At 70.5% G+C, this 24,484-nt stretch carries 22 protein-coding genes and 3 pseudogenes; 15 read left to right on the top strand and 10 right to left on the bottom strand.

Features of this window, described 5'->3' with window-relative positions:
- The first annotated feature begins 71 nt into the window (after nt 1–71).
- Nucleotides 72–638, top strand: coding sequence for a hypothetical protein (locus tag OG811_RS13895; protein ID WP_406074685.1), 567 nt, complete (start codon nt 72–74; stop codon nt 636–638).
- A 2-nt stretch (nt 639–640) separates the two neighbouring features.
- Nucleotides 641–1,288, top strand: a pseudogene (locus tag OG811_RS13890) (nucleotidyl transferase AbiEii/AbiGii toxin family protein).
- Nucleotides 1,289–1,546: 258 nt separating this feature from the next.
- Here OG811_RS13890 and OG811_RS13885 read toward each other — a convergent pair.
- Nucleotides 1,547–2,737: an IS110 family transposase gene (locus OG811_RS13885; RefSeq protein ID WP_406074684.1), complete on the bottom strand. Its 1,191-nt coding sequence runs from the start codon at nt 2,735–2,737 to the stop codon at nt 1,547–1,549.
- Between the two features lie 540 nt (nt 2,738–3,277).
- Between OG811_RS13885 and OG811_RS13880 the strand changes: the two genes are divergently transcribed.
- The 3 genes from OG811_RS13880 to OG811_RS13870 all read left to right on the top strand — a co-directional run bounded on the left by OG811_RS13880 (nt 3,278) and on the right by OG811_RS13870 (nt 5,412).
- On the top strand, nt 3,278–3,838 hold the full coding sequence (locus tag OG811_RS13880; RefSeq protein WP_406074682.1) for a hypothetical protein: 561 nt from the start codon (nt 3,278–3,280) through the stop codon (nt 3,836–3,838).
- A 157-nt stretch (nt 3,839–3,995) separates the two neighbouring features.
- Nucleotides 3,996–4,334 (top strand): PadR family transcriptional regulator, encoded by a 339-nt coding sequence (locus OG811_RS13875; RefSeq protein ID WP_406075718.1) that lies wholly within the window; start codon nt 3,996–3,998, stop codon nt 4,332–4,334.
- Complete coding sequence (locus tag OG811_RS13870) at nt 4,327–5,412, top strand: hypothetical protein (RefSeq protein WP_406074680.1); 1,086 nt, start codon at nt 4,327–4,329, stop codon at nt 5,410–5,412. The genes OG811_RS13875 and OG811_RS13870 overlap by 8 nt, the downstream gene beginning before the upstream one ends.
- Before the next feature lie 110 nt (nt 5,413–5,522).
- Here OG811_RS13870 and OG811_RS13865 read toward each other — a convergent pair whose 3' ends face one another.
- The 6 genes and pseudogenes from OG811_RS13865 to OG811_RS13840 form a co-directional block, all read right to left on the bottom strand.
- The gene (locus tag OG811_RS13865; RefSeq protein ID WP_406074678.1) at nt 5,523–6,248 is read right to left on the bottom strand and encodes a hypothetical protein; all 726 of its coding nucleotides are present in this window, start codon (nt 6,246–6,248) and stop codon (nt 5,523–5,525) included.
- A gap of 116 nt (nt 6,249–6,364) precedes the next feature.
- A pseudogene (locus tag OG811_RS13860) lies at nt 6,365–6,757 on the bottom strand (RNA polymerase sigma factor); the annotation flags it as partial.
- Complete coding sequence (locus tag OG811_RS13855; RefSeq protein WP_406074676.1) at nt 6,736–6,948, bottom strand: RNA polymerase sigma factor; 213 nt, start codon at nt 6,946–6,948, stop codon at nt 6,736–6,738. The gene OG811_RS13855 and the pseudogene OG811_RS13860, both read right to left, overlap by 22 nt.
- A gap of 333 nt (nt 6,949–7,281) precedes the next feature.
- Complete coding sequence (locus tag OG811_RS13850; RefSeq protein ID WP_406074674.1) at nt 7,282–8,247, bottom strand: NAD(P)-dependent alcohol dehydrogenase; 966 nt, start codon at nt 8,245–8,247, stop codon at nt 7,282–7,284.
- Nucleotides 8,244–8,408 (bottom strand): helix-turn-helix transcriptional regulator, encoded by a 165-nt coding sequence (locus OG811_RS13845; protein ID WP_405434666.1) that lies wholly within the window; start codon nt 8,406–8,408, stop codon nt 8,244–8,246. The genes OG811_RS13850 and OG811_RS13845 overlap by 4 nt, the downstream gene beginning before the upstream one ends.
- Before the next feature lie 53 nt (nt 8,409–8,461).
- Nucleotides 8,462–8,890, bottom strand: a complete 429-nt coding sequence (locus OG811_RS13840) for a hypothetical protein (RefSeq protein WP_405427738.1) — start codon at nt 8,888–8,890, stop codon at nt 8,462–8,464.
- Nucleotides 8,891–9,006: 116 nt separating this feature from the next.
- On the opposite strand from OG811_RS13840, the gene OG811_RS13835 reads away from it, so the two are divergent.
- Nucleotides 9,007–9,681: a sigma-70 family RNA polymerase sigma factor gene (locus tag OG811_RS13835; protein WP_406074672.1), complete on the top strand. Its 675-nt coding sequence runs from the start codon at nt 9,007–9,009 to the stop codon at nt 9,679–9,681.
- Between the two features lie 27 nt (nt 9,682–9,708).
- Entirely contained in the window at nt 9,709–10,779 is a 1,071-nt protein-coding gene (locus OG811_RS13830) for an integrase core domain-containing protein (protein ID WP_406074671.1), read from the top strand.
- Nucleotides 10,780–11,390: 611 nt separating this feature from the next.
- Here the strand turns inward: OG811_RS13830 and OG811_RS13825 are convergent.
- Nucleotides 11,391–11,576 carry a hypothetical protein gene (locus OG811_RS13825; protein ID WP_406074670.1) on the bottom strand — a complete coding sequence of 62 codons (186 nt, stop codon included), beginning with the start codon at nt 11,574–11,576 and terminating at the stop codon, nt 11,391–11,393.
- A 95-nt stretch (nt 11,577–11,671) separates the two neighbouring features.
- Here OG811_RS13825 and OG811_RS13820 point away from each other — a divergent pair, with 95 nt between their 5' ends.
- The 6 genes and pseudogenes from OG811_RS13820 to OG811_RS13795 all read left to right on the top strand — a co-directional run.
- On the top strand, nt 11,672–11,836 hold the full coding sequence (locus OG811_RS13820) for a hypothetical protein (RefSeq protein ID WP_406074668.1): 165 nt from the start codon (nt 11,672–11,674) through the stop codon (nt 11,834–11,836).
- Between the two features lie 217 nt (nt 11,837–12,053).
- On the top strand, nt 12,054–14,747 hold the full coding sequence (locus OG811_RS13815; protein WP_406074667.1) for a LuxR C-terminal-related transcriptional regulator: 2,694 nt from the start codon (nt 12,054–12,056) through the stop codon (nt 14,745–14,747).
- Between the two features lie 90 nt (nt 14,748–14,837).
- Nucleotides 14,838–15,944, top strand: a complete 1,107-nt coding sequence (locus OG811_RS13810) for a hypothetical protein (RefSeq protein WP_406074665.1) — start codon at nt 14,838–14,840, stop codon at nt 15,942–15,944.
- A 163-nt stretch (nt 15,945–16,107) separates the two neighbouring features.
- Nucleotides 16,108–18,300, top strand: coding sequence for a S8 family serine peptidase (locus OG811_RS13805; RefSeq protein ID WP_406074664.1), 2,193 nt, complete (start codon nt 16,108–16,110; stop codon nt 18,298–18,300).
- A 379-nt stretch (nt 18,301–18,679) separates the two neighbouring features.
- Nucleotides 18,680–19,138 carry a helix-turn-helix domain-containing protein gene (locus tag OG811_RS13800; RefSeq protein ID WP_406074663.1) on the top strand — a complete coding sequence of 153 codons (459 nt, stop codon included), beginning with the start codon at nt 18,680–18,682 and terminating at the stop codon, nt 19,136–19,138.
- Between the two features lie 233 nt (nt 19,139–19,371).
- Nucleotides 19,372–19,590 (top strand): annotated as a pseudogene (locus tag OG811_RS13795) (integrase); the annotation flags it as partial.
- A gap of 221 nt (nt 19,591–19,811) precedes the next feature.
- Here OG811_RS13795 and OG811_RS13790 read toward each other — a convergent pair.
- A complete protein-coding gene (locus OG811_RS13790) occupies nt 19,812–20,567 on the bottom strand; it encodes a hypothetical protein (protein ID WP_406076026.1) in 756 nt (251 codons plus the stop codon).
- A 170-nt stretch (nt 20,568–20,737) separates the two neighbouring features.
- Between OG811_RS13790 and OG811_RS13785 the strand changes: the two genes are divergently transcribed.
- Entirely contained in the window at nt 20,738–22,513 is a 1,776-nt protein-coding gene (locus OG811_RS13785; RefSeq protein ID WP_406074662.1) for an ATP-binding protein, read from the top strand.
- A complete protein-coding gene (locus OG811_RS13780; RefSeq protein ID WP_406074661.1) occupies nt 22,510–23,187 on the top strand; it encodes a response regulator in 678 nt (225 codons plus the stop codon). Before OG811_RS13785 ends, OG811_RS13780 begins: the two co-directional genes overlap by 4 nt.
- Nucleotides 23,188–23,357: 170 nt before the next feature.
- On the opposite strand, the gene OG811_RS13775 is transcribed toward OG811_RS13780, so the two are convergent.
- A complete protein-coding gene (locus OG811_RS13775; RefSeq protein ID WP_406074660.1) occupies nt 23,358–24,122 on the bottom strand; it encodes a DUF427 domain-containing protein in 765 nt (254 codons plus the stop codon).
- Between the last annotated feature and the right edge of the window lie 362 nt (nt 24,123–24,484).

Below are 24,484 nucleotides of genomic sequence, written 5' to 3'. Positions count from 1 at the left end.
GCTGGTCCCGCCGTTCACAGAGTATGACGAAAAGCCAAGCCTGCTTGGCCTAGCGTAGTAGGCTGACGAGCATGAGCCAGTTCTCCGAGGATGAGCTGCATGCGGTTGTCTCCAAGTACGAGGCGACGCGCGCGGCTGCGTTGACCGAGCGGGACGAGCAGCTGCGGGCGTTTCACGCGGCCGGCTGGCGGCCGGTGGATCTGCAGCGGGTCACCGGGTACAGCCGGGAGACGATCCGTCAGGCACTACGACCGGAAGTCCGACGGGCGACCAACATCAGCCGGCGCAGGACATCACCCCAGCCGCCGACGGACTACCGGCCCTACGGTGACCGGAAGCCCTACGTCGTGGCCGAAACCCTTACCGCGCTGCACGGCCCGGCCGAAGGCACGGTGATGCTTCCGCGTCATCTCGACTGGTCCGGGCACGCCGAGTACGACCTGAACCGGGCCGCACGCCTGGCCAGCATGTACAAGGTGGTACTCACCGAAGCCAGCACGGTCGAGGATCTGCACACCTGGCTCAACGCCGACCTCCTTCGGCGGCTCTGGCCCACCCTCTGGCTGCCACCCCAGCTCCGCCAGCGCTGGGAAGAAGCCTTTCCCGAACTCGCCGCAACCCGCAACAACGCGGCATAGCAGTGGACCCCTTCCACGAACGCCTCGCCCGTACCGGGCTCGGAGCGGCCGAACGATACGGCTTCGCGCTGGCCGGCGGTTACGCAGTGCAAGCCGCCGGGCTTGTCGAGCGGCCCAGTGAGGACGTCGACCTGTTCACCGCCTGGGACCGCCGCAACGAGTTCACCGCCGCGGTCACCGCCGTCGTGCACGCCTACTGAGACGACGGCCTGACCGTCGAGACCGAGCGCCAGTACGACACCTTCGCCCGGCTGGCCGTCACCGACGGTATCCGGGTTTCCAAGGTCGAACTCGGCGTGGACTGGCGCGCCAACGAACCGATCCTCATGGCGATCGGACCGGTACTCCACCCCGACGACGCGGTCGCGAACAAGATGAGCGCCCTCTACGGGCGAGCGTTCGCCCGGGACTTCATCGACATCGACGCCACCCTCCGATCCGGTCGCTACACCCGCGACGCCGTTCTCGCCCTCGCGCAGCGCGCCGACCGTGGCTTCGACCCGCGCATCTTCACCGACGCTCTCGGACAAGCCACCCAGCTCGATCCCGACGACTTCGCCCAGTACGGCGTCACCGGCCGAGCGCTGGACAAACTCCGTAACCGATTCGCCGAATGGCGCCGCGAACTGCTCGACGACGAGAGAGGATGACTCGGCTCCCGACTCGCGGCAGCGTAAGCCTGTACACGCAGGACCCACAACGTTCCAGCTGATCTTCGGCAAGCGATCGCAGCGAGCCCGCGAAGCGATCGGCACGCGTAGGCGGAATGCAGGAAGCCGCAGGTCATCGGCCTGTGGACACCGGCGGAGCGTCGAGTTAGGAGTCTCCATGTGACTCAGGTTGATCTTGGTGGACAGGGTGGAGCGGCCGGCGAGAGCGAGGTCGCGTCGGCGGAGTAGCGCTTTGGTTCAGGCTGCGGCCCGGACCGCCGTTACCGGTCGGGTGAAGGTTTTGTGGTCGCGGACAAGGGCCCAGAGGACGTCGACGCGTCGTCGGGCGAGGGCCAGGATGGCTTGCCGGTGATTTTTGCCCTCGGCACGTTTCTTCTCGTAGTAGGCGCGGGAGATGGGGCATTCCCTGGCGGCGGTGAAGGCGGCCATCCACAAGATGTGTCGCAGCCTGCGGTGGTATCGGCGTGGCTGGCGATGGTTTCCGGAAACAGTTCCGGAGTCGCGGGAAATGGGCGCCAAGCCCGCGTGGGCGGCGAGTTTCGCGGGGCTGTCGTACTCGGTCATGCCGGCGGTGTGAACGAGCAGCTCGGCGGTGAGCAGGGCGCCCATGCCAGGCAGACTCCCGATGATCGGCGCCAGGGGGTGCTGGTCGAGCTGCTCGGCGATGAGGTCGTCGACGGCGGCGATGCGCTGCTCGATGGCGACGATCTCGGTGGCCATCTGCCCGACCACCACGGCGGCAGCACGCTGCCCGGGCAGGTTCACGGTCTGCTGCCGTGCGGCGGCGACCATCGCCTCGGCGACCTGGACGGCGTTCTTGACGTGGCCGCGGCGGAGCAGGGCGGTGATCCGGTCGACGCCGGCGTGCCGGATCGCGGCCGGGGTCTGCCAGCAGGCGAGGACCATCATCGTGCCCTTCCGGTTCAGGTCCACAGCCCGCTCGAGGGCGGGACTGATCCCGGTGAGCAGCTCCTGCAACCGGAACAGGGTCGCGACGCGCTGGCCGACGAGGTCGGCGCGGTAGCCCGTCAGCACGGTCAGTTCGGCGAGGAGCCGGTCGGAAGGTTCCAGGATCGGGATGTCGGGGCGCATGCGGATGGTCTGGGCGATCACCAGCGCGTCGCGGGCATCGGTCTTGTTCTCCCCCGCGAACGCGGCGGCCATGTGGAACGCGACCGTGCCGGAGACGTAGCGGACCTGGACCTTCCGCCGCCACAGCAGGGTCAGTAGCAGCGCGGACAGGCCGGTGGTGACGTCCACGGCCCAGCAGACCGGGCGGCCGTGCGTCGACACCTCGGCCATGACCGTCAGGAGGGCCGTCTCGTCGTTGGCGACCCGGCGGGAGTAGACCAGCCGGCCCTCACCGTCGACTGCGGCCACGTGATGGTGGCCTTTGCCGATGTCCACACCGATCCACAGCTTCGCCACCGTCTCGCCTTCCCTTCGTTGATCGATTCTCTCGTTGGGCCCCTCGTCTGTGGGTTCGGGTTTGCCGGCACCTTCTAGCGATGCGAACGCAGGTCGCGGGTCTCCATCAGCGGTCTACCGAATCTGGCAGACGACGAAGCGGCGGGTGGCATCTCCTACCGTCAGCCAAGCGACCTCGGCAAAACACACGCAGCCATACCCACCGCTTCCCGGGCATCAGGGTCTACGGCTCCAGGCGCCGTGCCCGTTCAACCAGCCCACCCACAAGGGCGGGAGTGGATGGCACCTCGAAGGTCAGCCACAGGCACGGCGGAACACACTTCAGCCATCCCCACTCCCCGCCCTACAGGCGCGGCAGCGCCAGTCTGCCGCACCCGCCGACGGGCATCTCGGACCCGATGTGCGAGGCCCGGAGAGCATCAGCCCCTCCATCGAGCGGGGAAAGAGCACGGTGTGACTGATCATGACGGAGGCCGCCGGCCGCCCCGCGACCAGCCTGATTCTCACGCCAGCCATCACCGCAGCGGCTTGAATAGCGGTGTGCAGGTCAACAAGGACGGCCGGGACTGGCGCATCGGCACCGCCGACAACGTGGAATGGATCGCCGGTCACACCACCGCCGGCGTCTCGATCACCACCGCCGTCCCGCCGATATTCGACGCCTACGCCACCACGTACCAGGCCGACGACGGCACCGCTGCCGCCTACGAGCACGCCCTGATCGAAGACCTCAGCACGCACACCTCCGACCAGCCCTGGTGGCTGGCCTACCTCGATACCGGCGCCCACGACGTCGTCTTCCCCCACGCCCCCAGGGTGCCGCTCTACTGGAACTGGCCGTACGTGCTGGTCGAGGCCGGACCCGAGCAGGCCCTCACCTGGCGGACCGGTGGTCACATACGCCACCATCGCGGATCACTACCCGACCTGTTCTTTCCCGCCGACCGATCATGGCTGGTCTCCGCACTCTGGGACGACACCTGGACCTGCCTCGGCGGCCCGGAACAACTGATCCACACCCTCCGACGCGATCCCCTGGCCAACGCCCGCCAGGTCCGACCCGACGAAGACGCGCTGCCACCAGGGCTGACCCGCGAGTGAGACCTAACGCCCAACCCGGTTGCGCCACCAACTCTGCCGTGTCGCACCACCCATCTGCCGAAGCCGCGCGTGATGCACGCGAGGGGCCGACACGCCGGCACTCGTCGATATACAAGTAAGCTGTATATAGTGACGGTCTATAGTGCTGACCATGGCGATGCAGGAACCGACGTTCTTCATCCTGACTGCGCTGGTGCGCGCCACCCCGCTGCACGGCTACGGGATCATCCAGGCCGTCGAGCAGTTGTCCGACGGGCGGGTCAAGCTCAAGGCCGGGACGCTGTACGCGGCGCTGGACCGACTCAGCACGGAGGGCCTGATCGCCGTCGACCGGGAAGAGGCCGTGGGTGGCCGGCTGCGCCGCTACTACGTGCTGTCCGACGACGGCCGGGCGGCGCTCGAAGCCGCAGTGGCGCGGCTCCAGTCGAACGCCCAGGTGGCCACCTCCCGGCTGCGCGAGGCGTTCGGCTTCATCGGGGGTGTTCAGCATGCCTGACCTGGAGCGCTCCTACCGCCGACTGCTCTGGGCGTACCCCGGCTTCTACCGGCGCGAACGCGGACCGGAAATCCTCACCACCCTGCTCGACGCGGCCGAGCCGGGGCAGGTCCGGCCGTCGCGCGGCGAGGCGGCCCACCTGTTGGTGAACGGTCTCCGGTACCGGTTCGTGCCGCCCACCTGGATCGGCCGGCTCGCGACCGGCCTCGTAGCGATCTGGGCGGCCGTGGTGCTTAGCGGAGCCGGCGCCCTGGCCGTCTGGGCGCTCGCCAACCCCGAAGAACCCGACCTCGCCGCCTTCAGCGACGAGCTGGTCGGCCGCCCGGCCTCGTCCGCCTACGAACTCCCGGGCGGCAACCTCCTCGACATGGCCTACGCCTACCGGGCGTACGGCGAGTTCCAGGATTTCGCGATAGAGGGCTGGGACGGCGGGCGGCCAGCACCGATGGGCCAGAGCCGGTACTACGAGCAGGTCACCGACACACCGACCGTCCTGGCCGACGCCCACCAGCACCTGACGAACGCGGGCTGGCGCACCGGCACCCTCAACCAGGGCGACGCCAATAGCCAGGCCGCCGTGAACAGCGCGCACGGAGTCTTCTGGGCCTCCCGAGACGGGGTGCTGTTGCGCGTCTCCGGATACGACAACCAGACCGGCGTCACGGTCGGCGCCTACCCGATCGAGCCCAGCGGCGTGCTCGCCGGCGCGATCACTGGGTTCGTCATCGGGCTGATCGTGGTGTGGCAGGGAATGACCTGGATGACTCACCGGATCGCCCGAACCCCACGGCCGGCACGGCGGCTGATCCTGCTGCTCGGCCTACCGACCCTCATCGCCTGCGGGGTGAACACCCTGGACAACGTGCTGAGCATGCTCCCGGACCCGGGCAGCGCCACCGTGCTGTTCGCTGCCGACTACATGTATCCGCTGGCCAACCAGATCGCCAACCCGCTGGCGGCCAGCGTCATCGCGCTCGCGCTGATCGGCATCCTCAGCCTGATCGCCGGAGCAGCCCGGGTGGGCCGGCTTCGACCGGCGAAGGCGGCAGCGTCGACCGGCGAAGTCGCCGAAAGCTGAGAATTCCGCTCTCAGCCTCCAGAAATCCCAGCCGAACCGCCTCAGCCTGGGTCGCCAGGCGTCCGAGCCCGACGGACGGTCACGTTCAGCCACGGGATCCTCAGCGATGGCTACCGCTTCCATTTCTCGACAGGGAGGCAGCCGCTGGTCGGCTTGCCGTACATCCGTTTCCCGTCCGGGCTCGCGTAACAGTGCTCAAGTTGATCCTCGGCTTGGAACAGCGGACGCCTGTCGATCTCCGCCCCCCGGGCGTCATAGCTGACCAACTCAGGATCATCATCGATCCTGAGCCGGGCGCCACTCGTGGTCAGGCCGAACGCCCCGCCGGAGATCCGGGCCGCTGTGCTGCGCCCGTCACCGTGGTCGAGCACGAGCCGGTCGACGCGCCCGCTGACCCGGCCACTGACACTGACATCCCCACCGTCAGAGTCGGTGGACGTCAACAGAAGTCGCTGCACCGGCCCAGGTAGCCACTCGCCGTGTGGCCACGGCTCGGTGGCGCCCCCGCCGGACGGCTCTTGGGTCCCATCTGACTGAATGTCGCAGGTGGCGTAGCCGATGTCGGTCATGAACAGCACCAGCGCGCGGTTGCCGCGCTCGGTCGCCACGGCAAGATCGGCCAGGGAAACCGGGACCTGTTGCTCGCCCTCGGATGGCCGGAGCAGCCCCTCCGGGGAGTTCCACTGGAGGCATTGCTCAACCGCGGTACGCAGCGTCGGCGACAGCTCTCCCGGCCCCATAGCCAGCACCTGCACGTTCGAGCCGTCCGGCCGGTCCCACACCACTGCCGCCACGCCTGACGTAACCGTCAGCAGCACGACCGCGGCGATGGCCACTCGCAGCCGTGGCGTACGAGTCGGGCGAGGGCCCACAGCGCCAAGGATCTGTGCGCGCATCGCGCGCGCCGGTCCCGGCGGCAGGTCCCGCTCCGCGGGCAGGTCAAGGATGTTGTTCACCGTTTCCCCTCCTGGATCTCTTCGGGCATCAGGCGCGCCAGGCGGCTGCGGGCACGACTGACCCGGGACCGCACCGCCACCTCGCTGATTCCCAACACGGATGCCGCGTCCGGGTACGACACGCCGGACCACAGGCACAACGCCACCGCTTCCCGCTCGGCCGGCGGCAGCTGGCGGACCACTACGAGGACCTCGGTCATCCGCCGCTCGTCGTCCAAGCGCGCGGCCACTTCCTCGGCAAGGTCACCGTCGGTATGCCGCTCCGCCGGCAGGCGTCGTAGCAGCGCCAGCCACCGGCGCGCCGACCGCCACTCCGAGCGGACCGCGTTCGTGGCGACGACCAGCAACCACGGCAACGCCGAGCCATCTACCAGCCGGGCGTCGTGACGGCGACGCCACGCGACGAGGAACGCCGCCTGGGTGACGTCCTCGGCCGTCGACCACGACCCCCGGTCAACCGGAACGCGTGGTTGTAGACCGGGCGGGAGTACCGGTCGAAGAGCCGACCGAACGCCAACTCGTCACCGGCGGCGATCGAGCCCCACAGTTCCTCGTCCGACGGTCGTACCTGATGCGTCACACCACACTATGGCCGCTCACGCCGACTCTGTTGCGGGTCACGGCGCACCTCTCGAACGAAAGCGGTGGCCACTCGAGTCGCGGGACCCGCCGTGCACGTATCCCACCGCACCGAGCGCGAAGATCGTGGCCGCGGTGAGCCAGGACGCTGAGGTGGTGGAGGGCTGGATCGGCCACGCCCACGCCGCCACGACGGCACCGGTCTGGCATGGCGCGGCGGCGTAGACAGCGCATACGTAGACAAAGGCTCGTCACCGGCGTCACCCGATGCGCCGCCACCGATCCTGATGGCAGTCCACCCAGAACCGCCGCAGTGACACTCACAGATCCTTGGTCAGATGGTGACGACCACCTTGCCGGTCGCGTGCCCGCCCTCGACGTGCCGAATGGCGTCGGGCACTTCGGCCAGCGAGAAGGTCCGGTCGACCACCGGCCGGACCTGCCCGGCCTCGATGAACTCCGTCAACGCCACCAGATTCGCCGTGCTCTCCTTGGCCACCAGCGGCACCAGCCGCTGACCGACGAGGGGTGACAGCGCCAACGCCCGCAGCTGCCGGTCGAAGCCCTGCAACCACTTCCCGTCGCTCGCCTCCCCGCCGACCAGGACGAGCGTCCCCTTCGGCGTGAGCACCCGGCGCAGCCGGGACAGCGGCCGGTTGCCGGCGGTGTCGACGACGACGTCGTACCGCTGGTCGGGGAGGTCGGCGCGGGTGTAGTCGACGACGTCGTCCGCGCCGAGGGAGCGGACCAGGTCGAGCTTGCCGGGCCCGCAGACGCCGGTGACGTGCGCGCCGGCCGCGCGGGCGAGCTGGACGGCGTATGAGCCGACGCCGCCACCGGCGCCGATGACGAGGACCCGCTGGCCGGGGCGCACCCGGGCGGCGTCGCGGACGGCGGTGAGGGCGGTCTGCCCGGAGACGGGGACGGCCGCGGCCTCGGCGTAGGTGAGGTTGGCGGGTTTCGGGGCGAGCCGGTCGGCGGGAGCGAGGGCGTACCCGGCGAAGCTGCCGGCGCCGGTGCCGTAGACCGCGTCGCCGGGAGTGAACCCGGTGACGCCGGGCCCGACGGCGCTGACCACGCCGGCCAGGTCCAGGCCGGGGACCCGGTTGCGGGGGCGGAGCAGCCCGTAGCCGAGGCGTACCGCGTAGGGCAGGCCGGTCATCAGGTGCCAGACGCCGGGGTCGACGCCGGCGGCGCGGACCTGCACGAGCACCTGGCCGTCGCCGGCGGTGGGCATGTCGACGTCGGCGAGGCGGAGCAGGTCGGCCGGCCCGTATCGGTCCTGGACGATGGCTTTCACGATTCCTCCTGCGGGTACTGGAACACGTCGGTGAGGGGTACGCCGAAGACGGCGGCGATCTGGAAGGCCATCTCCAGCGAGGGCGAGTAGCGGCCCTGCTCGATGGCGATGACGGTCTGTCGGGTGACGCCGACCCGGCGGGCCAGTTCGGCCTGGGTCATCTCGTCGTGGGCGAAGCGCAGCGCCCGGATGGCGTTGGTGATCCGGGTCGGCTTCACCACGACTGGAATCCCCGCCGGTAGGCGACGATCTTCGCGACCGAGCCGACCACCGCCGACAGCGTGAAGCACAGGTAGATGACGTTGGCGATCCAGAACTGGTCCCAGTCCGCGAGGGCCATCGCCAGGGCGGCGACGCCGCCGACGATCACGAAGGACTGGCCGATGTGGTCGCCGAGTCGGTGGATCTCCCGGTCCCGCTGGTCCTTCTCGTTGGCGCCCTCGGGCGAGACGATCGAGACGACGATGTTCAGGACGATCGACACCACGATCGCCGCGGCCACCGTGGTCAGCAGCGGGCCCGCGTAGGGGACGTCCGCGAGCGGGTCGCCGTCCGCGCGGCCGAGGACCACCAGCACGTACGCGCCATAGGCGGCGACCGACACCAGCGCCATGATCCATGCGCGCTTCTCTTCGAAGGCCACCGAACCTCCCCGGGTAAAGAATCTTTGACATCATCAGTGTCAAGGAGAGCAGACGCGATGTCAAGAATTCTTTACTTCCTTGAGAACGTCGGACCGGGCTGCTCTGATGAGTGGCCATGGGGGAGCCCGAGGTACGCCGCACCGTCGAAGCGGTCTGGCGGATGGAGTCCGGCCGGGTGATCGCCGGCCTCGCCGCGCTGGTCCGCGATGTCGGGCAGGCCGAGGAACTGGCCCAGGACGCCCTGGTCGCCGCGCTGGAAACGTGGCCGCGCGACGGCGTACCGGTCAACCCCGGCGCGTGGCTGATGACCGTCGGCAAGCGCCGGGCCATCGACGCGCTGCGCCGCCGGCAGACCCAGGACCGCAAGGTCGCCGAACTGGGCCGTGACCTCGGCGCCGACGAGTTCATCCCCGACTTCGACGCCGCGTTCGAGGAACACATCGAGGACGACCTGCTGCGGCTGATCTTCGTCGCCTGCCACCCGGTCCTCTCCCCGATCGCCCGGGCCGCCCTCACCCTGCGGCTGCTCGGCGGCCTCACCACCGAGGAGATCGCCCGCGCCTTCCTCACCTCGGAGGCCACCGTCGGCCAGCGGATCACCCGCGCCAAGCAGACCCTCGCCACCCGCGGTGAGGGCCCCGGGTGGTGGGATCGGGGCACCGTGCTGACATCCCTGGCGGTGTCGATCGCGCTCGGCGCGACCAGCATGTCCGACATCGGCCTGCTGGCGCATCAGGCGCCGGTGTTCGGGGACCCTGTACCGTGCCAAAACTCGTCGCACAGGGTGTGAGCTGCTGTTTCGCGACAATGACGCAGGATGGCAGGCGTGTTGGTTCGGCTGCTGTACCTGAGTGCGGTGCGGATGTTCGGCTGGTTACCGCTGGCCACGTGCAGCGAGTCCGCGCTGGTCGCAGAGTTGCTGGTGCTGCGCCATGAGGTGGCGGTGCTACGCCGTCAGGTCGGTCGGCCACGCCTGTCGTGGCCGGAGCGGGCGGTGTTGTCCGCGCTGGTCCGGGCACTGCCGCGGGAACTCTGGAGGCATCGGATCGTTACCCCGGCCACCCTGCTGGCCTGGCACCGCCGGCTGCTCCGCCGGCACTGGACCTACCCGAACCGGCCCGGACGACCACCGATCAGCGACGACCTCCGGGACCTGATCCTGCGCCTGGCCAGGGATAATCCCGGCTGGGGGCACCGGCGCATCCAAGGCGAACTCGTCGGGCTCGGCCATCGGGTCGGCGCTGGCACCATCCGTCGCATCCTCGCCAGCTCGAAGCGCGGTCCTGCCCCACGCGAGATCGACACCAATTGGAGGACGTTCCTGCGCGCGCAGGCGTCCGGCCTGCTGGCGACCGACTACTTCCACATCGACACCGTCACGCTGCGGCGGTTGTATGTGCTGTTCGTCATGGAGATCACGACCCGACGGGTGCACATCTTCGGCGTCACCGCCCACCCGACCGCCGCCTGGACTACCCAGCAGGCCCGCAACCTGGTGCTGGACCTCGGTGACCGTATGACACTGTTCCGGTTCCTGATCCGCGACCGCGACGCCAAGTTCACCGCGTCGTTCGACACGGTGTTCGCCGCCGAAGGCATCGACGTCGTGAAGACTCCGCCGCGCACGCCCCGGGCGAACGCGTTCGCGGAACGCTTCGTGCGCAGTGTCCGGGCCGGGTGCACCGACCGGGTATTGATCTACAACGAACAGCACGCCCGTACCGTGTTACGCGACTATGAGGACCACTTCGACCGGCACCGGCCGCACCAGAGCCTGGATCAGCATCCACCCGACTACGACCCCGGTGTGGTCGTCGCGATCGACAAGCCAATCCGGCGGCGCCGCGTCCTGGGCGGCGTGATCAACGAGTATCACCGGGCAGCTTGAGCTACTCGCAAATTCGCAGCTCACAAGCCTGAAACAGAGTTTCGGCACCGTACAGGACGCAAGCGAGGTACGCAACGCGCCCCTCGGATCGCCGCCGAGCTTCGCGGGATACCAGGTGTGCACGGCCGCCTGGTTCTTCGCCTCCCACGGCGGATCCGGCCAGACCGCCACCAGACGCCGCGTGGCCCGGTGGTCGTTTCCCGGCTGAGGTCCGTCGGGTCGAGGAAGACGTACGTCGACGTCACGCACTGACAACGGAGCGAAGCCGTCGCCGTACCGCTCACCCCAGACATGTCGCGGATGGCGCCCGCACCGATCCAGGCGTCCGGCAAGCCGGAGTCCCGCACGGCGCCCAGCGCCCGGATCAGCCACGGGCTCCGCTGGACCAGCTCCCGCAGCTCGTCCCCCCGCACGCTCCCACCCTGCATCCCACTGTTGAACTGCCGATCAATCGAACAGCCGGCCCACGAGAGCACCCTGGCCGGTTTGCAAGACGTGCGCGGCCTCCAACGGTATCCAGAAGCACTCGAATCGGGTGGGCTCCCGCTCACCGTCCTCTTCGGACATAGCGTATCCCTCCGTCGATCGCACCCGGTCAGGACCCCGCCTGCTCAGAACCACTGCCGTACGACGACTCCCGCGCCGCCGCCGTTGTCGCCCAGGTTGTTGTCGTTGAAGGTGAAGACCAGGTGCGGCGCCGGGTCGCCGTTGCTAGAGAACAGCATGCAGTCGCTGTCGGTGCCGACCGGGAACCAGGAACTGGGTCCGTAGATCCGGCTGGTCTTCTTCACCCACATGGAGCCCGTGGTGACCCGGGCTATGAGCGCGTACCGGGGGGGCACCGGGTGCCGGCCATCCGCCGGTGGTCGGAGCGGTCGGTAGCTCGCCAGCGATGCTCTTGGTGGTGCCCCACGCGTCGATCTGGACGCTGCCCTGGGCTCTCACCCGGAAGGCGTCACCGTGGATGATGCTGATGGCCGACGCCCACGTCGTCTGCTGGCGTCCCGGCGCGGGCCAGGCGGCGGGATCCTGGTGCTGCGGGGTGGTCGAGTCGTAGCAGCTGTCGAGGGCGGTGGCGGTGGCGGTGGCCCCATGTCGACAAACAACCTGACCTGTCCGAGGCAGGGCCCCTCCCACCCCTTTGCCTGTCAGGCTGACGTCGCGAACTTGCCGTCACAGACACCCCCGGCAGGCACTGACTCCGCCGGTCCGTCGACGAGCCGCCCGCTGTTCGCCTGAGCCGGCCGTCGGTGCACCCGGACTAGGGTGCAGCCATGACCTGGCCGGCTACCGAGTCGCCACTGATCGGCCGCGAGAAGGAGATGGCCTCGGCGGTGGCCGCGCTGCGGGTCGCCGGCTCCCCGGGCGCGTTGCTCGCCGGGCCGATCGGGGTGGGCAAGACCCGCCTAGCCCAGGAAGCGGCGGACCGGCTACGAGCCGTCCGGATCCTGCCGGTGCGCTGGCCGGTCGCCGGCTCCGGCCTGACGCTCGCCGGGCTAACCGGGGTGCTTCCGACCGTCGACGGCCGGACCGGCGGGCTGGGCCCCGTGCAACTCGGCCTGCTCGGCCTCCGTCGCCTCGCCGAGCAGGGCCAAACGATCCTGTTCGTCGATGACGCCCACCGGCTCGACGAGACATCCCTCGCCGTACTTCACCAGGCCGTCATCGAGGGACTGATCACGCTGCTCGCCACGGCGCGTACCGACGAGCCGGGCCGGGATGCGCTGACCGCGCTGTGGAAGGACGCCGGCGTCGTCCGGATCGACCTCGCCGCGCTCAGTCCCCAGGCGTCCGACGCCCTGCTGGTTGCCGCTCTGGACGGTCCGGTGGAGGGTCGTACGCTGCGTCGCCTGCGCGACGCCGCCGCCGGGAATCCGCTCTTCCTGCGCGAGCTGGTCGCCTCGGCGCTCAAAACCGGCCTGCTCAATCGCCCGGGCGGCCTCTGGCAGCTCACCGGTCCGATGACGGCGGTCCCCCGGCTGGCCGAGCTGATACGGGGTCGACTCGCCGACACCGACACGGGGGAACGAGAGGCACTGGAACTGCTCGCCGCCGGCGAACCCGTGCCCCTGCCGGTGGCGTCCGCCATTACCGGAGAGGAGGTGCTGGAAGCGCTGGAGCGCCGGGGGCTGATCGCCGTGGACCTCGGTGACCACCCGGCGGTCCGGCTCCGCCATCCGCTCTACGGCGAGCTGCTCCGGGCCGACACCCCGGCCCTGGGCCGGCGGCGACACGTCCGCCGGCTCGCCGACGCGCTGGAAGCCGAGGGCCCGCCGGGGCCGGGAAACCTTATCCGGAGCGCGCTGTGGCGGCTCGACGGCGGCGGCCCCGTCAACCGCGAATTCATGTTGGCCGCCGCCGAACGGGCCGCGTTGACCCGGGAGTACGCCCTGGCCCAGCGGTTCGCTCAACGTGCCTGGTCGGCGGGGGGCGGCATCCTGGCCGGGCTGGCCTCGGTCCGGGCACTGGCCCACCTGGGACGGACAGACGAAGCCGTCGCGCTCTGTGTCGAGCTGACCGAGCAGGTCGCCGTCAACGGGACGGAGGAGGACCGCTGCCAGGTGGCGATCCAGCACGCCGAGATCCTCGTGCACGCCGCCGACGATGTGCACGCCGCACGTACCATGCTCGAGCTCGCGTCCGGACGGGCGGGGGCTGGGTCGGGGCGCCCCCGCTCGGACGGGCCGGTGGCACCGGAACCGTCCGACCCCTGGCGCGACGGGCTCGACGCCTACGGTCTCTACCTGCGGTCGTACCAGCTCGACTGCGCGGTGATCGATCCGGCCCTGGCGACCCTGCGCGGGGCCGGTTCGGTCTCGTCCCGGCTCGCCGCCAGCTGCGCCGCCGGGTGCGCGCTGCTGCTCGCCGGTCGAATCGCCGAGGCGGAGGCGTTGATCCTGGAGACGTTGCCGCTGGCCCGGCACCACCACGGATCGAGCCAGATGCAGAGCAGCGGGATCTCCCCGTTCCTCGCTCTCGTGCACTGCTACCGTCCAGACCCCGGGTCGGCGCTCGAACTCGCCCTGGCGGGGTACGAGACCAGCCTGCATCCGCCCGATCCGGTCAGCCAGGCGCTGCACGCTCTCGTGCTGGCCCAGGTCTCGCTGGTCAGGGGCCGACCCCGCACGGCTCTGCGCTGGGCCCAGGAGTCCCGCCTGGTGGCCGGGGACATCGGCCTGCGCCCGGTATGCCGCTGGGCCTCGGCGGTCTGCGTGCAAGCCTGCGTCCAGCTCGGGTACGAGGTGGACGACGTCGTCACCGACCTGGACCGGTACGCAAGCGGTCCGGCTTCGGTCCGACTGTTCGACATGGAGGTTGCCCGCGCCCGCGCCTGGCACGGCGCGGCCCAGGGGGACGGGGCAGGCATCGTCGTACTCGCCGACGCCGTCGCCGAGCACGCCCGGCTCGGTGCCGTCGGCGCCGCCACCCTCGGCGCACTCGACCTGGTCCGGCTCGGCGATGCCGGGGCAGCGGCCCGGCTGCTCGACCGCCACCCACCCAACCCCGGATGGGCGCTCGGCGCGGCCATCGTCCGGTACGCCACCGCAGCCGTCGCCGGTGACGCCGAGGGCCTGCTCGACGTCGCCGACCGGTTCGGCCGGTACGACATGCCCCTGCACGCCGCCGAGGCGGCGAGCCTCGCCGACTCCCGGTGGCTGGCCCGCGGCGAGCCCGGCGGGGTGTCCCGGGCTCAGCTGGTCGTCGACGTCCACCTGGCCCGGATCGCCGAACCGGTCAACTCCCCGGCGCTGCGCCGACGGACGGCGGTTGGCCGACTGACCGCCCGGGAACAGCAGATCGTGCTGGCCGCGGCGGCCGGCGAACGGACCAGGTCGATCGCGCAGCGGTTGCACCTGTCGGAGCGCACGGTGGAGAACCACCTGAACCGGGCATACCGCAAGCTCGGTGTCGCCGGACGGGCGGAGCTGCGGGATGCCCTCCCCACCGGCGGCCTGAACCCGAATTGAGTACCCCGGCACTCATGTGTCCGGGCCGGCAGCTGTGCTGGGCTTGGGCGGCCCGAACAGGCTCTCGTCCCATCCGAAAGGCACATCCGCATGCGCACACCCGTTCTCCTCCGTCGGCTGCTCGGCACCGCCGTCGGCTCACTCCTCCTGCTCGGGGGTCTCGTCCTCGGTGCCACCACCCCGGCCGGCGCGGACCCGCCGGAGATCCGGTTCGAGAACCTGTGCGGCGCGGTCGCATTCGACTGGGACACCGGCACCATCGGCGGTGACGAGACGTGGGCGACCACCGTGCTGCGCGACGGCGAGGTGATCGACGAGTTCGAGATGCGGGCCCGGGGCGGCCAGAAGTACGGCGCGCGGGACGGTGCCCGGTTCGAGATCCGCCGCGAAGGGCTGCCCGCCCGCGACTACCTGCACCGGTCACCGGACGACTGCGTGAACCCGCCGCAGCTCACCGTCGCCGCGGCCAGTGAGTGTTCCGCGCTGCTCCTCACGTTCGGCAACCTCGGGGCCACCCCGATCACCGGGATCCAGGTGCTGATCGAGGGCGTCGGCGGCCGGGACGTCGCACCCGTCGCGACCGGCAGCCGCAACGAACACCTCGGGCTCGCCGACGGTGCCCGGTTTTACGTGGTCACCCCGCTGGGCAGCGGCTTCGCGTACTGGATATCCGGCACCTACGACAAGCCGGAGCGGTGCACCCCGGACGAGGTCGAGGTGCGGTTCACCGACGGGTGCGACGGGGTCAGGGTCGACCTGACGAGCACGGCCGGCGGGGTGTTCCGGGTGGAGGTCCTCGCCGGCAGCAGCGTCGCCGGGACCGCGGTACTGGCCGCCGGTGGTGACGCCCGCGTCGACGTGCCGGCCGTACCGGGAACCGCTGTGCTGGTCCGCGACGCGGTGGGCGGCAGCGAACTGGGCCGGCACACCGTCGGCGAACCGGTCTGCGGTACCCCGACGCCGACCCCGACCTCCGACGGCGGCACGCCGACCCCGACCCCGACCTCGGACGGGACGACGCCCGGCGGATCATCCGGTGCCCCGCCTGCGTCCGGTGGCGGTGGCGGATTGCCGGTCACCGGCGCCCGGACCACCCTGTTCGCCCTGGCCGGGTCGTTGCTGGTGGGCACCGGGGCGGTGCTGTTCCTCTTGGCCCGGCGTCGTCGGCTCCGCTTCACCGGCACGTTCGGACAGTAGGGGTGGCCGTCCGGAGGGTGTTGCGCTGCTGGCCGTCACGCTGGTGGTGACCGGCTACCCCGCAGGCGCCTCCAGAGCCTGAGCAGAGCACTCTCGCCTGGTGCACCGGCCCGTCGCCGGGCCGGTGCACCAGGCGTCAGACACCACTGAGATCGGAGATTCGATGTCGATCGCACGACGAGGACACCGACTTCCCCTGGCCACCGTCGTACTGACGGTCCTGGCGCTGCTCACTCCCGGGCCGTCGGCCGCCGCAGCCGAAGAGAAGTTCCGGCCGGCGGCTAAGGACGCCGTCAAGGACGGCTACGTCGTGGTCCTGGCGAAACCGAAGTCCGGTGAGGAAACCGTCGAGCAGACCGCCGACCGGCTGCTGGCGACCCATCCGGGCAAGCTGGAGTTCACCTACCAGCACGTGCTGCGCGGCTTCGCGGTCACGACGACCCTGGAGACCGCGCGCGCGCTCAGCAAGGAACCCGAGATCGCGTACGTCGAGCAGCAGGTCGAGCTGGAGTTCCTCGGCGACCAGGTGGACGCGCCATGGGGGCTGGACCTGAGCGACCAGCGCCGGGGGATGGACGACATCTACCGCTGGGACTCGGACGGCTCGGGCGTGCACGCGTACGTGGTCGACTCCGGAATCCGGCAGAGCCACCACGACTTCGACGGTCGGGCCTCCGCTGACGTCTCGTTCGGCGATGCCGGCACCGGCCCCGGTGGGTCAGCCGACTGCAACGGCCACGGCACGACGATGGCGGGAGTGGTCGGCGGTCGGGTCCACGGAATGGCCAAGGAGATCCGCCTGCACTCGGTACGGATCGGTTGCCGCGCCGGCACCACGGCGGCCCTCCTCGCGGCCGTGGACTGGCTCGCCGTCAACGCGGTCCGCCCCGCCGTGGCCAACTTCAGCTTCCGATCGGCGCCCAGCACAGTGGTCGACGCTGCGGCCACGGAGTTGATCAGGCGTGGCATCACGGTCGTGGCGGCCGCTGGCCAGAGCAACGAGGACGCGTGCGGCTCCTCCCCCGGCCGGGTGCCGGCGGTCGTCACGGTCGCCGCTGTGCACGCGTTGAAGGACCGCACCGCAAGCTCCAACTGGGGCGGGTGTGTGGACCTGTTCGCCCCGGGCGAGAGTGTGCCGACCACGACGAATGCCAGCGACACCAGCACCGGACTGACCGGCGGGACCTCCATCGCGACCGCGCACGTCACGGGGGCGGCGGGCCGTTACCTCCAGCGTTTCCCGGACGCCTCACCGGCTCTGGTGGCGGCCACCCTGATCAACGAGGCGAGCCGGGACCGGGTCACCGACCATCGGGGCTCACCCAACCGGGTGCTCTATACCGACGTCAACGGTCCGGGCAACGACGGTTTCGGACGTACCGGGGCGGATGTGAACGGCGACGGCCGCGACGACATCGTCACCTTCGTACGTGGCACGCCCGCCGACGTGTGGGTGGCGCTCTCCACCGGGTCGAGCTTCGGCACCGGGACGAAGTGGCACGAGTACTTCAGCGCTGGTGAGGAGATCCCGATGGTCGGTGACGTCAACGGCGATGGCAGGGCCGACCTGATCACCTTCACCCGTGGCACCAGCGCAGACGTCTACGTGGCACTGTCGACGGGATCGTCGTTCGGGCCCTCGCAGCGGTGGCACAGCTGGTTCGCCGCGTCCAACGAGACTCCGGCGGTCGGTGACTTCAACGGCGACGGCCGTGACGACATCGCGACCGTGACCCGGGGCGTCCTCGGCAGCCCCTCGGTCAACCGCACCGTGTACGTGGCGCTGTCGAACGGGACCGGCTTCGTCGGCACCACCGTGCGGTGGAGCGACTCCTTTCTCGGCGGCGACGCGGTGCCGCTGGTCGGCGACTTCGACTGCGACGGGCGTGACGACCTGGCGGCCTTCGAGCGGGGCATGGCCGGCCGGGTGCTGGTCGCTTCCTCGCGGGGTGACCGGTTCGCGGCTGCGACGCTCTGGAGCTACCGCTTTGCTCGGGGCACCACGGTACCGGCGGTCGGCGACTTCAACGGCGACGGGTGCGACGATGTAGCGGAGTTCTCCCGAGGCGACGCGCCGTTCGTCCGGGTGGCCCTCTCGATGGCCGGCTACTGGGCCACGCGGTTGTTCGGTGATCCGACTGTTTGGCACCACGACTTCGCCGGTGGCGTGGCGGTCCCCGGCGCGGGCGACTTCACCGGCGACGGTCGTGCCGATGTGGTCGCCTTCACCAGGGGCAATGCCGCGGATGTCTTCGTCGCACCGTCGACCTCGGAGGCGTTCTCGGCCGACGTCCGCAAGTGGAACGACTGGTTCGCCTACGGCACGGAGGTGCCCATGCCGTCCGTTATGTGGTAGTCGGGCCTTCGGCCGAGCCGACCGGCGGCGCAGGGACGGACCACGCTGTCCCCGTGATCTGAACCGATTGGCTGCGGAACGGGTATCTGGAGTCTCTACGCGAGTTTGCATGCTGCCGCAGCTTTGGATCTTGGCTGTTCGGGCTGGTAGGGGGTCTTGTCGCGGATGCAGGCCCAGAGGACGTTGAGGCGTTGTCGGGACAGGTCCACACCGCAGGCAAACAGCTACCGATCGAACCGTGCGCGCTGGCCCTGCCCCTGCCGAAAATCTCATCCGCCCTGGTAGGAGCCGGTGCGCGGGGGCGTCCGGGATGTCGACCCGGATTGCTTTCGCTGGGGCTCTCGCGCGGCTGGCGATCGCTGCGGCATGATGGTCGGCCGTGCTGCTGCGACTGGCCTACCTGGGTGTGACGAACGCGTTCGCCATGCTGCGTCTGCTGCCGATGAGCGATCGAGACAAGGACGTGGAGATCCTGGCGCTGCGCCATCAGATCATGGTGCTGGAAAGGCAGCTGGGCACGGAGAGGGTGCGGTTCGACGCGAGTGATCGGGGGTTGCTGGCAGCGCTGCTGCACCGGGTGCCGCGCGACGTGCTATGCAAGGTGCGGCTGCTGGTGCGCCCGGACACGGTGCTGCGCTGGCATCGCAACCTGGTCGCCCGTCGTCACGCAGACGCGTCTCGGTCTAAGCGCCCGGGCCGGCCGCGGACCGTGCACTCGATTCGCGCCCTGGTGCTGCGCCTGGCGGGGGAGAATCCCGGCTGGGGGTACCGGCGGCTGCACGGCGAACTGCTCGTCCTCGGCGTGAAGTGGCCGCCTCGACCGTGTGGGAGATCTTGAAGGAGGCTGGGATCGACCCGGCGCCCGAGCGGACCTCCAGCACCTGGGCCGACTTCCTCCGTTCCCAGGCCGACGCCCTGCTGGCGTGCGACTTCCTGGAGACGGTCACCCTGACCGGAGCGCGGCTGTACGTGTTCGCGGTAATCGACCACGCCAGCCGCCGGATCCGGGTCCTGGGCGCCACCGCGCACCCGACCGCCGCATGGACCGTGCAGGCGGCGAAGAACCTCGTGATGGACCTCGAGGACACCGGTTGCCGGGCGCGGTTCCTGATCCGGGACCGGGACGGAAAGTTCCCCGAGTTGTTCGACACCGTCCTCGCCGACGCGGGCATCGACGTCGTGCTCAGCGGCGTCCGGATACCCCGCATGAACTCGATCATGGAACGGTGGGTACAGACCTGCCGCCATGAACTGTTGGATCGGACCATGATCTGGAACCAACGGCACCTGCTCCACGCGCTGCGCGAGTTCGAACAGTTCTACAACGGCCACCGTCCACATCAGGGCATCGCGAAAACGCGTGCCCGTTGCACCCGTTGCCCGCACCGATCGCCGATCCGGACAGACTCACCCGCCTCGACATCCGAAGACGCGATCGCCTCGGCGGCGTCCTCCACGAGTACGAGAACGCCGCGTGACCTGCGCGGACGAGGTTGTCGGCAAGGGCAGCGTCAGCCGAGCGCGAGCGACACCCCAGCCACGACGGCGTACGCCGTCACCGCGGCCAGGATGATCGCGAGCGTGCGCCAGCCCTCGCGGGCGCGGAGGCAATGCGCCCCGCCGAGCACGAACGCGAGGCCGAGCAGCACGAAGCCGATGATGTCGTCCTCGCGCGGGTTCTCGATGATGCCGCCGGCGAGCCGCCAGACGATCGCGCCGACCGCGATGAGGGCTCCTGCGACGACGAGCGCCCAGAGCGCCGCGAAGAGCAGCCCGCGCGGTCGGTCCTCCGACGCGACACCGCCTGCGGGCAGGCTGCGACGGTCGGGCGCGAGGAGCACGATCGGCACGACGAGCAGGGCGAGCCATCCGACCGCGAAGATCGCAGCGCCGACGAGGTCCTGACCCTGGATGGCCGACGAGACCACGCTGGTGATGCCAATCGCCGCGACCATCGCGACGAACCAGGCGGTGAGCGCCGACCGCCGGCGCGGCAGTACGGCGAGGACGATGCCGGCGGCGCCGACCGCGCCCATGACCGCGGCGCTCACGGTGTCGGCCATCCGGTGCAGTTCCGGCGTGCGGGTCCAGCCGTGGTCAATGGTGTCGGCGAAGCTCACCCACGGCGTGAGGATTGACAGCCACACGCCGAATCCGACGATGAGCAGCAGCGCGATCGCGGCGACGATGATGCGGAACGCGATGTGGCGACGGACTCGCGTGGGCGACGCGGGCACGGCCGGAAACGCTTCGGCGGACAGGGACATGGAATCTCCTCCGGATCATGAACTGGTGGACTGGGTCGTGCTCGACCAGCGTCGCGGCACGAGGGCGCCCCGGGACAGGGCGAGGGAACCCGTCGACTCGGGCGATGTGCCCGGCCGAACGGGACACTGGCCCGTGGCGTCCCGGGCGCACGGGCTCCAGACTGATCCCCATGTGGGTTCCGAGAGTCTTCGTCGGCGCAGTCGCCGTACTCGTCGGCGTGGCCGGCCTGGCGGGCGCGACGGCCGAGGGGTTCGCCGCGGCCGCCTACGGCGCACGGCTTCCCCTCGCGCTCGCGCTGGCCGGCACGCTGGTCGGTGTCGGATGGTCCGTCGCCGGTGCGCTCCTCGCCTGGCTCCGCCCCGCCAACGCGATCGGCTGGCTCCTCCTGGTCGTCGGGGCCATGACCCAGCTCTCGATGACCGAGGAGGCGTTCGCCGCAGCCGAATGGCTCGGCCCCGCAGCGGCTGCGGGCGACCGGATGGCACGCGCTCCCGGACTGGTCCTCACCCTGGTCGGCGGATGGAGCATCATGACGATGCTGGGCACGCTGCCCGCGTTCTTCCCCACCGGGCGCCCGCCCGGACGTACCTGGTGGGGGCCGGTGGGCGTCGTCGCCCTCGGCGCGGTGCTCATCCAGCTGCACTGGCTCGCGGGGCAGCCGTCGGACGGCCCGCTCGGCACCGTGTCGTTCGTCGTGTACCTGGCCGGTGCGGCGACGATCTGGGTGCTCGCGACCGTCAGGTTGGCCAGGTCGGCCGCGCCGCGACGCCAGCAGCTCGCGTGGCTGCTCGGCAGCGTCATCCTCATCCTCGTGGTGAACTTGCTCGGCGACAGCCTGGTCGCCCAGGTCGCTCAGGTCACGAGCCTGTACCTGCTGCCGGCGGCGATCGCGATCGCTGTGCTGCGTTATCGTCTGCTGGGCATCGACGCCTCACCGCGGGCGGATCCGGTGCGGGTCGTAGCCGAGATCGGCACGCACGTCGGCGCGCCGGCCGACACCGACGGTGAACTGCTCAACGCGGTACTCGCCGCCGTGCGGCGGTCGGTCGGCGCCCCCGGCGCCCGGATCCGCGACGCCTCCCGATCGGTGATCGCGTGCAGCGGCGACCTGCAGCCCGACGTCGAGCTTCCCGCCACGGCGTTCAGCGCCACCCTGGCGGTCGGCGACATGCCGCTCGGCGTGCTCGAGGTCGCGCCGAAATGGCCGCAGGAGGGGTTCGCACGGCGCGAGGAACGGATGCTCGCCGCGCTGGCCGCGCAGGTGGCCGCCGTGCTCCACGCGCGGGGCCTGGCCGAACAGCTGGAAGCGCAGCGGGATGCCACGGTGGACGCCCGCACCCGGGAACGCGAACGGCTCCGCCACGAGCTGCACGACGGGCTCGGGCCCGCCCTGACGGGGATGGGACTGGGGCTTGCCGGACTGGAGGACGCGATCCGGGCGTCCAGTGCGACCACCGCGCTGCAGATCACAGGGGTGCTCCGAGCCGAGGTGGCCGGGACCGTGTCGGAGGTGCGTCGCATCCTCGACGACCTGCAGCCGGCGGCGCTCGAGGAGCGCGGCTTCGCCGAGGCGATCCGGCGCGGGGTCGTCTCGGTGGCCGCGACCCTGCCGGTCAGCGTGGAGGTCGGTCCGCTGCCCGTGCTGCCGCCGAGGGTGGAGCAGACGGCCTACCGGGTCGTGGCCGAGGCGGTGACCAACGCCGTCCGCCACGCCGGCGCCACGCAACTCGACGTGCGCGTGCGAGGCGACGAGGACGACAACCTCGTTATCGACGTGCGCGACGACGGCGCAGGATTCGACCCGTCCCGGCCGCCGCGCGGCGGGATCGGCCTGGCCTCGATGCGGGCACGCGCCCGCGAGCTCGGCGGCGAGGTCGCGATCAGCTCGTCGGACACGGGCACCACGGTGACGCTGAGGGTACCGACGGCGGTGCGGGTCGCATGAGCATGTCGGTCGATGCATCCGCCCCCGTGCGTCTGGTCGTCGCCGACGACCACCCGATGTTCCGCTTCGGCCTGCGCGCGGCGCTGGCCTCCTCACCCGACGTCGAAGTCGTCGGCGAGGCCGCCGACGGCGCGGAACTGGTCCGTCTCGTGGAGGAACTCTCGCCCGAGGTCGCGCTCACCGACCTCGAGATGCCCGGGGTCGACGGGCTCAGTGCCCTCGCCATGCTCACCGCCCGCTTCCCCGACCTCGGGGTGCTCGTGCTGACGATGCACGCCGACGACGAGCGGCTGCTCGCCGCGGTCCGCGCCGGCGCCCGCGGCTACCTGCTCAAGGGCGCGGAGCGCGAGGAGATCACCCGCGCCGTCCTCGCGGTCGCCGCAGGCGGCACCATATTTGGCGGAGAGATCGGTCGCCGGATCGCCGCGTACGCGACACGGCCGCCCACCGCCGCGGGCAAGGTCTTCCCAGAGCTCACCGATCGCGAGCACGAGGTGCTCGGCCTCGTGGCGGCAGGGCTCGGCAACCATGAGATCGCGGCCAAGCTCGTCCTCTCCGAGAAAACCGTACGCAACCACGTCGCCGCCATCCTCGCCAAGCTCCAGGCACGCGACCGTGCGGCGCTCGTCGCGCGCGCCCGCGACCGCGGACTCGGGCAGCATCCGGTCGCGTGACGTTGTGCGCGGTCGAGGATCGGCGCCTGCGCCGCGTCTCGAGACCTGCACGTCGGTCTCAAGAGTTCGATCAGTTTTTCCGCGACGCTGGCGGGCCGGGCGTTGGCCTGCTCGGCCCGCCGGGTCGACGGCAGGCGGAATGGCCTACGGCAACCACCCACGGCCCGCGATCAGGAGAAGTGCGTCTTCGGCCGGCTGAGTCGCTCCCCGTTGGTGATCAGGTCGACCTTCTCGTTGTAGAAAGCGATCAGCCCGGCGATCGGCAGGAGCGCCGCGGTGGGGAAGGTGTACGACCAGGCCAGATCCGGGTGGACCGTGCCGGCGACACGCACGGACCAGTAGCGGCTGGTCCGGCCCTTGTACGGGCAGGAGGTCGTCGTCTCTGACGGCACAAGGTGCCCGAAGTTCACCTCAGTCCGGTTGAGGTAGTAGCGAGTCGGCAGACCGGTCTCGAAGACCAGCACCGGCGACGCCGACTCGGCCAGCACGACCCCGTCGAGTTCCACCCGCACGTGACGAGTGGACCGAATCGCGTCCACCCGGGCATACGGATTCCGGGGGTGTACGAAGACCTCCTCGTCCTCCTCGAACCAGCTGTCCATGGCGGCCCAGTCGAACCGCACGGTGTCCGCCAACCCTGGCAGCGCGTCGTCTCCGTACCACCGGGCGGACGAAGGACGGGACGTGTCGCCGACCCGCAGCCCATGCACCCGCCCGGTCCCACACCGGATCCGCTCCGTGCGGTGCTCATCGATCAGGAGGCTACGGTTCACGTCGGCGACCGGGATGTAGTACTGGGGGTAGAAGGGCTCCTCCCACACGTACTGCGCCCGCCTGGTGTCCAGCACCAGTTCGTCGGCAAGGTAGGCGCGGATCCGGCGCGGCACCGGCTCAACGCGGTCGTCCGGGGCGATTGCCTTCGGATAGTTCGGCACCCTGTCCTCCAATTCAGCAACAGCCCGGTTCGGGGGTATTGGCTCAACGATCAGGAGGGCTTGGGTGTATCGCCGATTCAGTGTCCAAGCGCTCGGCGACATCGTCGCCGTGCTTCGCGACGCGACCCCGCCGAGCGCCGCGATCTCGACCGGGCGCAGGACCGGGTCGCGGCGCTCGCCGACCCGGTCGGCTTCGTGGAGTCGGACGTGACCCGCGCCGATTACGCGGCCAGAATCGTGCGGGGCGGCCTGCCCGAGGCCACGGTCCGCGCCGACTCGCAGCGCCGCCAACAGTTTCCTCGACGCGTCCGTGGACGATGAAGATCAAAACATCGCTTTCGCTGGGCAGGCCGTCCACCATT

This window comes from Micromonospora sp. NBC_01638, from assembly GCF_045209745.1.
Lineage (GTDB): Bacteria > Actinomycetota > Actinomycetes > Mycobacteriales > Micromonosporaceae > Micromonospora.
Note: the sequence above shows the minus strand (reverse complement) of the source record. Positions and strands in the feature narration are given on the sequence as shown.